This window comes from Paenibacillus sp. V4I3, assembly GCF_030817215.1.
In the GTDB taxonomy this organism is placed as follows: Bacteria; Bacillota; Bacilli; order Paenibacillales; family NBRC-103111; genus Paenibacillus_E.
Map to the genome: position 1 here is coordinate 2,042,503 of NZ_JAUSZA010000001.1, position 12,238 is coordinate 2,054,740.

The 12,238-nt window shown below is 45.3% G+C and carries 7 protein-coding genes, 2 tRNA genes, 2 pseudogenes and 1 riboswitch; of the genes and pseudogenes, 9 read left to right on the plus strand and 2 right to left on the minus strand.

Translation table 11 applies throughout. The features are described 5' to 3' along the window. Positions 1-85 precede the first annotated feature (85 nt). Positions 86-157, plus strand: a tRNA-Glu gene (locus QFZ77_RS09505). Between the two features lie 18 nt (positions 158-175). Next, positions 176-257, plus strand: a tRNA-Leu gene (locus QFZ77_RS09510). Between the two features lie 176 nt (positions 258-433). Here the strand turns inward: QFZ77_RS09510 and QFZ77_RS09515 are convergent. Then, positions 434-1,387, minus strand: coding sequence for a carbohydrate kinase family protein (locus tag QFZ77_RS09515; protein ID WP_307438832.1), 954 nt, complete (start codon positions 1,385-1,387; stop codon positions 434-436). Positions 1,388-1,582: 195 nt separating this feature from the next. Between QFZ77_RS09515 and QFZ77_RS09520 the strand changes: the two are divergent. The 5 genes and pseudogenes from QFZ77_RS09520 to QFZ77_RS09540 form a co-directional block, all read left to right on the plus strand. Further along, positions 1,583-2,518, plus strand: a pseudogene (locus QFZ77_RS09520) (methylenetetrahydrofolate reductase); the annotation flags it as partial. Next, positions 2,503-3,786 carry an adenylosuccinate synthase gene (locus QFZ77_RS09525; RefSeq protein WP_307438834.1) on the plus strand — a complete coding sequence of 428 codons (1,284 nt, stop codon included), beginning with the start codon at positions 2,503-2,505 and terminating at the stop codon, positions 3,784-3,786. The pseudogene QFZ77_RS09520 and the gene QFZ77_RS09525, both read left to right, overlap by 16 nt. A gap of 19 nt (positions 3,787-3,805) precedes the next feature. Then, positions 3,806-4,750: a spermine/spermidine synthase domain-containing protein gene (locus tag QFZ77_RS09530; RefSeq protein WP_307438836.1), complete on the plus strand. Its 945-nt coding sequence runs from the start codon at positions 3,806-3,808 to the stop codon at positions 4,748-4,750. Between the two features lie 100 nt (positions 4,751-4,850). After that, positions 4,851-8,294 (plus strand): methionine synthase, encoded by a 3,444-nt coding sequence (metH, locus tag QFZ77_RS09535; RefSeq protein ID WP_307438838.1) that lies wholly within the window; start codon positions 4,851-4,853, stop codon positions 8,292-8,294. Between the two features lie 145 nt (positions 8,295-8,439). Next, a riboswitch (cyclic di-AMP (ydaO/yuaA leader) is annotated at positions 8,440-8,601 on the plus strand. Between the two features lie 460 nt (positions 8,602-9,061). Continuing rightward, positions 9,062-9,481: pseudogene (locus tag QFZ77_RS09540) on the plus strand (winged helix-turn-helix domain-containing protein); the annotation flags it as partial. A 61-nt stretch (positions 9,482-9,542) separates the two neighbouring features. Here QFZ77_RS09540 and QFZ77_RS09545 read toward each other — a convergent pair. Further along, positions 9,543-10,031, minus strand: coding sequence for a collagen-like protein (locus QFZ77_RS09545; RefSeq protein ID WP_307449365.1), 489 nt, complete (start codon positions 10,029-10,031; stop codon positions 9,543-9,545). A 442-nt stretch (positions 10,032-10,473) separates the two neighbouring features. Between QFZ77_RS09545 and QFZ77_RS09550 the strand changes: the two genes are divergently transcribed. Then, positions 10,474-11,499 carry an HD-GYP domain-containing protein gene (locus QFZ77_RS09550; RefSeq protein ID WP_307438839.1) on the plus strand — a complete coding sequence of 342 codons (1,026 nt, stop codon included), beginning with the start codon at positions 10,474-10,476 and terminating at the stop codon, positions 11,497-11,499. 46 nt (positions 11,500-11,545) lie between these two features. After that, complete coding sequence (locus tag QFZ77_RS09555) at positions 11,546-11,884, plus strand: response regulator transcription factor (RefSeq protein ID WP_029196382.1); 339 nt, start codon at positions 11,546-11,548, stop codon at positions 11,882-11,884. Positions 11,885-12,238 lie beyond the last annotated feature (354 nt).

The window sequence follows — 12,238 nt, forward strand, 5'->3', positions numbered from 1 at the left end:
CAGATTTTGTGCTTGTCAACTACGACAGAATCTATTATAATTACAATTGTCGTCAAAATGGGCTGCAAAGCTTACAGACATTCGTGGCCCGTTGGTCAAGTGGTTAAGACACCTCCCTTTCACGGAGGTAACAGGGGTTCGAGTCCCCTACGGGTCATTTTTACTTTTATACCTCGCGGTCGTGGTGGAACGGCAGACACACCATCTTGAGGGGGTGGCGCTCACAAGGCGTGAGGGTTCAAATCCCTCCGACCGCATTCCAAGTTTATACAAAAAACCCTTACTCTGTAAGGGTTTTTTTTCTTTTAATCTTCCAGCATACAGATACAGTTCAAGAAATCACCCTTGTTGACGAACTGTTTAGTTTTTCAAGTTTATCAATAACGAAAACAGGAGCTCGCTTTTTAGCGGCTCTTTTTTATTTTCGTTGGACTCATGAGTAATTTATAAAGAACTCATCCTCTTTTATTTTTAAGGGCAGATCCAGGCATGTATTTTCAGTAGATTCAATGGTCCACCCGGCCACCTTAGTTCCACAAATCACTGCTTCTTTTAAAGAAAGCCCCTTTACCAATCCCATGACTGTACCTGAAAAGAAAGCATCTCCAGCTCCGCTCGAATCCACAAGTTTGACGGGAAAGACAGGTTGATACCCAACTTCTTTGGTTTGGGGATTATAGTAGACAGCCCCTTTTTCTCCTAATGTAACTACCATAGAGCCCATTCCCGTCCGATCAACAAATTGAATAAGCGACTCTAGTTTTTGAGCGATAGTTAAATTCGTAAAATTCAGCTCGAAAAATAGATCTGCTTCAAAATTGTTGCATATAAAACAATCTAAATGATCTAATAGCTCTCTATGATGTAAGATCACGTCTAAGTTACCGGGAACGCCGTAGATCGGTTTCTTTTCTTCTGCAGCTAGCTTGATGACGCTACGGGCAATTTGGAAATTAAGATCTAATTCAAGTGTGATATGGGTGGATTGCCGAATCAGATCTACTCCTTTGCTTGTAATCAACTCTTCTAAAAGAGTAAGATCCGGCATTTGGGAGATGGACCCGGCTAGATCGCCTTTTTCGTCCAAGATTGCCAGCCACATGCCCATTCCCAGTTGTTTAGTTTCGATAAGATAATTGGTATTTACTTTTGACTTTTGAAGTCTGCCTATGACTTCTTTCCCAATTGCAGAGGCATCAACGGAGGAAGCAAAACATGTTGTTACATGGAGGTTTGCTAGATTTTCAGCCACATTTCTTCCTACACCACCGTGGACAAACTGAATGTTACCGAGATTTCTAGTAGATGGATGATAATTTTGCTTGGCGAATCCTTTGCAATCTATGAAAATCGTTCCTATTACTAAAACAGAAGGAGGCAGATTCATATTTTCAACCCCTTATACCATTATGGTGTGTGTTACTACTATATGTATATTCGCAATCTTCTAAATACGTAATGTGCATTCTACCAATATTCTATATTTAGGCATGATCATAGCTACTCATCCATACCATTTCGTTTCTATCACATAGAATATAGTAAATTTTAATAGAATAGGGGTGAGAAAATGAAGAAAGGTTCAGATCCTCCTAAGCAAAGGACATTACCGGAGATGGTTCAAGAACAAACGACCATTATTGTGGAATTAGATCCTCCAAGAGATCTGGATTACTCTCTTTTTTTAGAGGGGGCAATAGCGTTGAAAGAGGCTGGAGCAGATGCGGTTACCATGGCAGATAACTCGCTCGCGATGACCCGTATCAGTAATATGGCGATGGGGACACTCGTGAAAGAGCAGGTTGGGATTCGCCCACTCCTCCACGTGACTTGCCGGGACAGGAATTTGATTGCCCAACAGTCTCATATGATGGGACTCCACGCCTTGGGCATTGATCATGTACTCACAGTAACAGGTGACCCTCCGCGCTATGGTGATCTTCCGGATGCCACCTCTGTATACGATACAACTTCAATTGAAATGATACGCCTGATTAAAAAGCTAAACGAGGGGACTTCATTCTCGGGTCGTCCCCTTAAAGCACGTGCGGGATTTACCGTTGGGACAGCCTTCAATCCCAATACACGGCATTTAGACAAGGCGGTTGAGAGGTTGGAGAAAAAGATTGCAGCAGGTGCGGATTATGCCATGAGTCAGCCTCTCTTCAGTCATCAACAAATCGAACAGGTCGCACAAGCTACTGCGCAGTTACCTATTCCTATCTTTATCGGGATCATGCCTTTAACCAGCTATCGGAATGCTGAATTTCTCCATCATCAAGTCCCGGGCATACGACTTTCAGATGATGTACTTGCGAAGATGGCTCGCTACCAAGGTGAAGATGCAAGAAAACAAGGAATGGAAATTGCTATGGAACTCGTGGATACCGTTTCCCGCTATTTTAAAGGTATTTATCTGATTACTCCGTTTATGCGGTATGAAATGACGGCGGAATTGACGAGGTATGTGAAGAGTAAGGACCAAGATGGAGGGATTGCTGGATGTCAACCGTCGTAGTTGTAGGAGCGCAGTGGGGGGATGAAGGTAAAGGGAAGATTACCGATTATTTAGCGGAAAAAGCGGGTGTTGTCGCCCGATATCAAGGTGGCAATAATGCCGGACATACCATCGTGTTTGCGGGAAACAAATATAAACTTCATTTAATTCCTTCCGGAATTTTTTATAAGGATAAAATTTGTGTGATTGGAAATGGCGTGGTGATTGACCCAAGGGCGCTTGTTCAAGAGATCGAGTACCTTCATAGTCACAAGGTAAGTACGGATAACTTACGGATCAGCAATCGGGCACACGTCATATTTCCTTATCATATCAAGTTAGATTCTGTCGAAGAAGATGCTAGAGGTACGAATAAGATTGGTACAACGCGCAGAGGAATTGGACCTGCGTATACGGATAAATTCGCTCGCGTGGGCATTCGCATAGCGGATCTTATGGATCCCGGGGAATTTGAACGTAAGTTAAGGCGTAATCTGGAGGAAAAGAACCGGTTGTTTGAAAAAGTCTACTTAGCAGAAGGCTTCGTGATAGAAGATATTTTAGGTGAATACTTGGCCATCGCCGAGATCCTCCGACCCTATGTGACCGATACGTCAGTTCTGCTTAACGATGCGATAGATGCTGGAAATAGAGTTTTGTTTGAAGGTGCCCAGGGAGTCATGTTAGACATCGATCATGGAACCTATCCATTCGTCACCTCTTCCAATCCGATCGCAGGAGGGGTCTGTATTGGCGCAGGTGTCGGACCAACTAAGATTCAGCAAGTGATAGGAGTAGCCAAGGCATATACAACAAGAGTAGGAGACGGTCCATTTCCGACTGAATTAAGGAACGAAATTGGAGACCACATTCGTGAAATTGGTCATGAATATGGAACAACCACAGGTCGTCCAAGACGTGTGGGGTGGTTTGACAGTGTTGTGGTCCGCCATGCTCGCCGCGTGAGTGGAGTAACTGGACTTTCTCTTCATTCGATCGATGTTTTGACTGGTATTAATCGTTTGAAAATTTGTGCGGCATATCAGTATAAAGACGAAGTCATGGAATCTTTCCCGGCTAATCTTAACATCTTAGCAGGCTGCGAGCCCATCTATGAAGAGCTCCCCGGATGGTCAGAGGACATTACAGGCGTCAAGTCATGGGAGGAACTTCCTGCCAATGCGCGTCTTTTCATAGAGAGAATCAGTTTGTTAACGGGGATTCCAGTTTCTATTTTTTCTGTTGGACCAGACCGTGATCAAACGATTGTAATGAACCAAGTATTTTAACTATAAGGGGAGGATATTCGTGATTTATAAAAAAGCGCAGATTATATCGAATAGTAAAATCAATATGTCTAAAGCAAGAGTTGCGTCCCTTCGGGATTATATATCAGAGGATGATGAGCCAGACGGGAAGTATCGCATTTTGCGCCGAATTAAGACGCGCTATCAGCGAATCGCGGTGGTTAAGCTAGCAAGTGGTAAAGTATGGGTCTATGGAGATGGCTATGTGATGTTCGGTACGACAGAGGATGACAACATGTGGGCTGAATCGATGGTCCATATACCAATGGCAGTCGCTAAGCAGAAGCAGAACATTCTGATGATCGGTGGAGGCGGAGGCATTACAACGCGTGAAGTACTCCGTTATCGAGACGTAAAAGCGATTACAGTCGTTGATATTGACTCCACCATGATGGAATTAGGCAAGAATTTGAAGCCGCTGGTGAAGTTCAATAAGGGGTCTTTGCGAAATCCTAAAGTGCGAACCGTCGTTCAGGACGGCAGGGCGTTCGTGGAGAAGAACCAGAAGAAGTGGGATGTCATCATCATCGACGTTCCAGAACCTAGCTATAAGTCTCTTGCGCTCGGCCGTCTCTACAGCAAAGAGTTTTACAGTCTCCTGAAAAAGCGCCTGGCACCAGGGGGAGCCATTACCATAGCGTGCTCCTTGATGTCAGAGATGCCAGAATTCGTCTGGAGTATAATGGCAACGCTCAAAGCAGCCGGTTTTTATGTATTGCCCTATCATTTTGATGTCATGAAGAGATATGGGGAGGACTGGGGGTTCTGCGTAGCGGCAACTAGACCGATATCAAGCTTGAAGATTTCGCTCTCAACCCGCTACCTGACCTCAGCAAGATTGAAGAGAATGTTCCACATCCCTAGCAAGTATTTACGAAAGTGGGGTAAGAGAAAAATCCAGACAGATAGTAACCGAGTGCTGGCTAGCATCCATGAACGACACTGATAACAGTTTCCCGGAAAATCAAGTCCCTGCTGTAATTTGCTAATCTTTTTGCAAATTGAAGCGGGGATGTTCTTTATCTGAAGTGAAAGGAAGATTAACGATGCAAAAACCATCTATTCAAGAACAAATGCAAAAGAAAATTTTGATCCTGGATGGCGCTATGGGGACTATGATTCAGCAGGCGAATCTTACTGCAGATGATTTTGGCGGGGAAGAGCTGGATGGATGTAATGAGGTGCTCGTCCTAACGCGTCCGGATATTATTCTGAACATCCATGAAGCTTATTTGACCGCTGGTTCCGACATGATAGAAACGAACACCTTCGGTGCGACGACAGTCGTACTCGCAGAATATGCTCTCCAACATAAATCGAGAGAAATTAATGTCGCAGCTGCGAAGCTGGCCATTCAAGCGGCAGAGAAATATTCGACACCGGAGTGGCCGCGTTATGTGGCAGGGGCTATGGGGCCTACGACCAAAACGCTCTCTGTCACAGGTGGAGTGACCTTCGAACAGTTGGAAGAAAGTTATTATGATCAGGCGGCAGCCTTGATTGAGTGCGGCGTGGATGCGCTGTTAATCGAGACGTCACAGGATACACGCAATGTTAAAGCCGCCAGCATTGGCGTACGAAGAGCCTTCGAACAGCTCGGTACCCAGCTTCCTATCATGATCTCAGGAACGATCGAACCCATGGGTACCACGTTGGCAGGTCAAAATATTGAATCGTTCTACATTTCGCTGGAGCATTTACACCCGATCTCCATTGGTCTGAACTGTGCAACGGGTCCAGAGTTTATGCGTGACCATATTCGTACGTTATCGCAAATCGCAGATTCGGCCATTAGTTGTTACCCGAATGCTGGCTTGCCCGATGAGAACGGGCATTACCATGAATCGCCGGAGTCACTGGCTAAGAAGATGGCCGGCTTTGCCGAACAAGGCTGGCTTAACATTGCCGGAGGGTGCTGTGGAACGACGCCTGCTCATATTCGCGCCCTAGCGGATACGTTGAGTCCATACTCGCCGCGCCAGAATTACTGCATTCATCCCGCTGCGGTGTCGGGGATCGAGACCATCTATATCGAAGAGGAGAATCGTCCCGTCATGGTGGGTGAAAGAACGAACATTTCCGGTTCCCGAAAGTTCAAACGACTAATCAAAGAAGGAAAGTTCGAAGAAGGATCGGAAATTGCCAGGGCGCAGGTGAAGAATGGCGCGCACGTCATTGATATCAATTTGCAGGATACCGATATTGACGAGGCTTATGCGATGGAACATTTTTTGCAGGAAGTGGTCAAAAAAGTAAAAGCACCGCTCATGATCGACTCCACCTATGATCACATCATTGAGATTGGTTTGAAATATTCGCAAGGAAAAGCGATCATCAACTCGATCAATCTGGAGGATAGCGAAGCCAAGTTCGCAGCGATTGTACCTTTGATCCATAAATACGGGGCAGCCGTCGTCATGATCCTCATTGATGAACGAGGCCAAGCCGTATCCAGACAAGCTAAGATCGAGGTCACGGAACGGGCATATAACTTGTTGACTCATAAATATGGTTTGGAACCGCACGATATTATTTTTGACCCGAACATGTTCCCCGTCGGTTCTGGTGATCCGCAGTATCTCGGTTCCGCTGTGGAAACGATCGAAGGGATTAAATTAATTAAAGCCAAATATCCGGCATGTAAAACGATTCTTGGTCTTAGCAATATCTCCTTCGGTCTGCCTGATGCAGGACGGGAAGTGTTGAACTCCGTTTACTTGTACCATTGCACCAAGGCTGGACTTGACTACGCCATCGTGAACACTGAGAAACTGGAGCGTTATGCTTCAATTCCGGAGGAAGAGCGCCGTCTTGCTGAGAATCTAATCTATCATACGAACGACGAGACATTAGCCGAGTTTGTCGCACATTTCCGGGTAAAAAAGATAGAGAAGAAAGAAAAAGTATCGAACCTCTCACTGGAAGACCGCCTCGCCACCTACGTGATCGAAGGGACGAAGGAAGGACTCCTTCCCGATCTGGAAGAAGCGCTGAAGATATACGCTCCGCTTGAAGTCATCAATGGCCCGTTGATGAAAGGAATGGCGGAAGTGGGGCGCTTGTTTAACAACAATGAGCTCATTGTCGCTGAAGTTCTGCAGAGTGCGGAAGTCATGAAGGCGTCCGTATCCTATCTGGAACCTTTTATGGAGAAGGATGAGTCTGCAGTTAAGGGTAAAATCATTCTTGCCACGGTGAAAGGCGACGTTCACGATATCGGTAAAAATCTTGTGGAGATCATCCTCTCCAACAATGGATACCAAATTGTGAACCTTGGCATTAAGGTTCCGCCGGAGCAGATCATTGAAGCTTATCGCAAAGAACAACCCGATGCCATCGGTTTATCCGGCCTGCTCGTGAAATCGGCGCAGCAAATGGTCATTACCGCGCAGGATTTGCGGGGCGCAGGCATCGATGTACCTATACTGGTAGGAGGCGCTGCGCTGACCCGTAAATTCACGAAGACCCGCATTGCTCCGGAATATGAAGGGTTGGTCTTGTATGCCAAGGATGCGATGGACGGGCTGGACATTGCTAACCGCTTAAGCGATCCTGAGCAGCGGAAGCGGCTCATTCAAGAGCTGAGAGAGAGCAAGGAGTCGGATGTCATGGAAGCTGGCAAGAAGGAAGATCATCTGCCGAAGTTGACGCGGGTTCATGCCTCTACGATTTCGAAGGACGTTCCGGTTCAAGTACCACCAGATGTAAAGCGGCACATCATGCGAGATTATCCAATCGGCCACATTATGCCCTATGTGAACATGCAGATGCTGCTTGGCCATCATCTAGGCTTGAAAGGCAAAGTAGAGCGGCACTTGGAAGAGAAGGATGCTAAAGCCTTAGAGCTGAAAGACACCGTGGATTCTATTCTAAATGATGCTCAGAAAAAAGGGATTATTCAAGCTCACGGAATGTATCGCTTTTTCCCTGCTCAATCTAACGGCAATGATGTCATTGTCTACGATCCGGAGGACCCAAGTAAAGCACTACACACATTTACCTTTCCAAGGCAGGAAACTGAGCCTTATTACTGCTTGGCCGATTACTTGAAATCGGTGGAAAGCGGCCAAATGGACTATGTGGGCTTCCTGCTCGTTACTGCAGGACATGGAATCAACGAGCTTGCCAAGGCGTTGCGCGACAAAGGGGATTATCTCAAGTCGCATGCGCTGCAGGCTACTGCGCTTGAGGTTGCAGAAGGCTTCGCGGAGCGAATTCATCATATCATGCGTGATGTGTGGGGAATTGCTGATAGCCCTCAGATGACGATGCAGGAGCGCTTTGGAGCGAAATATATCGGCCAGCGTTTCTCCTTTGGTTATCCTGCTTGTCCGAATCTGGAGGATCAGGCGCCGCTCTTCGCTCTGCTTACGCCAGCGGATATCGGTGTAGAACTGACGGAATCGTTTATGATGGAGCCGGAGGCCGCGGTCTCGGCTATTGTCTTTGCACATCCCGAAGCACGTTACTTTAACGTCGACAAGGTGTAAGATTCATAACTTGGGGATAGATAGCTTATAAAATAAGAGAAATAGGGTGGCCTTACACTGTTTCACATTCGGCTGAAGTGAGTAAAAAGTATAAGCGGATAAGCTCGGAAACGGAGCTTATCTCTCACTGTGGATTGCGATAATCTCCAAAACCGAGCTTAAAGTATGCAGAAACTGCGGTTAGGCTGGTATAGGCAGGTTGAGAAGTAGATTTCCGAGTTTATGGCAGAGGTGGAATTTGCCAAGGTAGGGCACTTCCAAGCCCGAATCCGACAGCTAACCTCGTAAGCGTATTGGGAGAGAACCGCTTTCTATCGTGCCTTTCACAGTCCCGTTTATTAACGCTGCAAAGAAGCCCGAGAGTAGAGATTCTCTGCTCTTAGGCTTCTTTTTGTTGTTCAAAAATTTGAGGAGAGTGAACCCTTATGGACGGTTTGCAGTGTGTTCATCAGAAACAAGAGGCATGGGGAGATAGCATTTTTATGCTTTTTTTATACGGATGATATAGATTCTTTACCTCATTTTTATACGGTTCGGCGTTACAATGTTTCAGGGAAGCAGTTGGTTCTGTCTGATCAAGGAGGTGTGTTATGTACAACGATGTAATAATGATTTTATTAATGGCAATAACATTTCTAGGGTTTTGGGGATTTTTTAAATTTTGTGAAAAAGCGTGAGCTAGGCTTTCGATGAGAGTTTTATAGAAATAAACTTTTAGGAGGCAAACAATATGATTGTTATTGGACTAATTGTATTTGTCATGATTTGCTTTGGATCGCGGCGCCGACGATTATGTAACGAAGCCCTTTGGCATGGGCGAATTTATGGCCCGTATGCGAGTTGCCTTGCGGCATATCGCCAAGACACAAGATGAACCCGTGTTGAAACTGGGTCATTTAGTTATTGATTTATCTCAACGTAGTGTAGAGCTGCATGATGAGAAACTCAAATTGACACCGACCGAATACGATTTGTTGAAAGTACTTGCTTTAAATGCTGGACGAGTAATGACACATAAACAATTGCTCAAACAAGTTTGGGGCGGTCAGCAGTATGAGTCAGACAGCCAATACTTGAGAGTATACGTTGGTCATCTGAGGAAAAAGATTGAAGAGGATCCGACAAGACCGAAGTATATCCTAACGGAGCCTGGGATCGGATACCGCTTTGCTTGGCAGGAAGGTTGAAAAGAAGGAAGGCTGTTATTCCCTTGATGAGAATAACAGCCTTTGTTCTTATCGCATTATTTTAACAAGTAAATGAGTCAATGAAGCGCAAATCGACACCGAAATACATCCAAGAGAACCCAGTCCAACGGAAGCCTGCGATCGAATGACGTCCGACAAAAATAGGGAAATACCAGAACTGTTGACCGTTGCTGAGCCAGACATAAGTGAAATTAAACAAGCAGCGGGAAATACCTCCCGGATCTACAGCATAAGCGGAAGCACCTGCAGCTTTAAATGGCTTCTGCGGTGTATAAGCTGGAGGTGGGGAAGTGGGGGCTTGCTGCCCGCCTCCTTGCGGTTGCCCAGGGAATCCAGGTTGCCCGGGAAAGCCAGGCTGCCCAGGAAAGCCAGGTTGCCCAGGGAATCCAGGTTGCCCAGGGAATCCGGGTTGCCCAGGGAATCCGGGTTGCCCAGGGAATCCGGGTTGCCCAGGGAATCCGGGTTGCCCAGGGAATCCAGGTTGCCCAGGACTTCCAGGTTGCCCAGGGAAACCTGGAAGTCCGAACATTCCGCCTAAGCCGCGCGGATCGTAAGCAGGCACCCATGCGTAAGCTTGCGGTACAGGATAGCCATACGGATAAGGAACAGCTTGCGGATATGAAGCAGGATAGGACTGTTCCGTAGTTTCAGGCTGTAATAATTCAGTTTCCAATTCACGAAGCTCTTGTTTGTTGTCTGAAGCCATTGCGTAATTTCCTCCTTAGGTAGAAGCGGATTAGTCGATACTTACTATATGCAGCAGAGTAGACGGATGTCACGGTGTGGATATGGCGTCAGTTGAACATAAAAAAGCAGGCCAATAGTCCCGCTTTTGATGATTTCGAAGAATGGAATAGGTTATTTATCCTACATCTTCCAAAAAAATATGGGATTCTGACCCATAGATTGTACTAAATTTGTCGTATATAATTGAAATTGGTTATATTTTGAAATAATTGGAGCGAGCTTTATTGAGAGAACTAGTGGGTAAGATGTTGAAATACGATGTGACAACAAGCCATGGACTTGTCTTAGTACCAAGTCAATCGGTTCTCAATCAAGAGCATTTGGATTTGTTTCGACAGCATCGCATTGACTTTATGGGTATCATTACGACAACCATGCATGAGTATAAACTTGATTCTGTATCCCCACCAGATTCTTCCCAACTCCTTGTCCAAAAAGCTTCCCAATATGCCAAGGACTTATTCGAGCGTATTCAATCGCAGAAGAAAATTCCGCTGCTGGAAATCAAGAATGATTTGATTCCTATCATTCTGCAGGCTGCTGAGAACCCCGATTTATTCCAATTATTTCAAGCTGTCAAAGCGAAAGATGAGTATACGCATCAGCACAATATTGGTGTAGGCATACTTTCAACGCTGATTGGCAAATGGTTAAATTTGGCTGACAATGAAGTGACGTTATTATCACTGGCAGCTACGATGCATGATGTTGGTAAGATCAAGATTTCGCAAGAAATTCTAATGAAGCCGGGGAGATTAACCTCTGAAGAGTACGACGAAATAAAGCGGCATACGATTCTAGGCTATAACATGCTTAAGGAAACGGTAGGGATTAACTACAGAGTAGCCCTAGTTGCCCTACAGCATCATGAGCGGGCAGATGGTACTGGATACCCATTGCAATTAAAGGATAGCCAGTTGGATCGAATGAGTCGAATTGTTGCTGTTGCCGATGTCTTTCACGCGATGTCATCGAAGAGGCCTTATCACGAAATGATGCCCTTTTACGAGGTCGTAAGTCGGATGAGGAAAGGGTTTTTCGGGGAATTGGACCCCCACATTGTGTCTGTGTTTCTTACCAATATGATTAATAATTTGATCGGCAGAACAGTGAAGCTAACCGATGGCCGCTCTGGAGAGGTCGTTTATATTAACCCTACGGATGATACGAACCCGCTTGTAAAGATTGAGGAGTCATTTCTAGACTTAAGTCGGGAAAGACATATCCATATAAAGGAAGTTGTTATATGAGAGATCGTTTGACAACCAATTAGACATATATAAAGGAAGTTATCGGATGACAAATAGGTTGATTACGGAACATGAAAGTTACGTAAATGTGGAGCTAACCAAGGAACCGGAGCTGGTTTTTCATCAGTTTTTTGCGAATTACGGCCTTACACAGCGTGAATCGGAAATTCTTTCACTACTTGTTACCCATGGATACACTAACCGTGAGATAGCTGAAAGTTGTTACATCAGTGAGAAGACTGTGAAAATACATCTGGCTAATATTATGAGTAAAATTGGTATTGGCTCGATGCGGAAGCTGCTTGCGATGCTACTGCAGCAGGCTTTAACACTTTCCAATCGAACGAATGAATCAAGTAGAATAACGACAATAGGGATGAGTTAAAGACCCAAGAGAAGACTCCTTAAACAGGAATTCTTCTCTTTTTTTGGTGCGCTCGTATCTTTAGGGTTCAAGACCCGAATGATGAAAAGTAGTAGTAGCCATAGCTTGAAAAATCCGAAGCACGACAAGCTAGTCGCTACCTATGAGCAGCTTGCAGAGCTTGATATTGTTGTATGGATGGAAGCCTCTCAAATTTTATGTTTGTTAAACCAGGAGAGCAGGTTAAGGCTGTCTTGGCAGGAATGTAGATCCAGAACTAATCCTAGCTAATCCTTCTAGTAAAGAGTGAGTGAATCTCTCAACTACTAGAGGGATTTTATTAGTTTTCTAACGATTTTTGGCGTTTTGCATGAT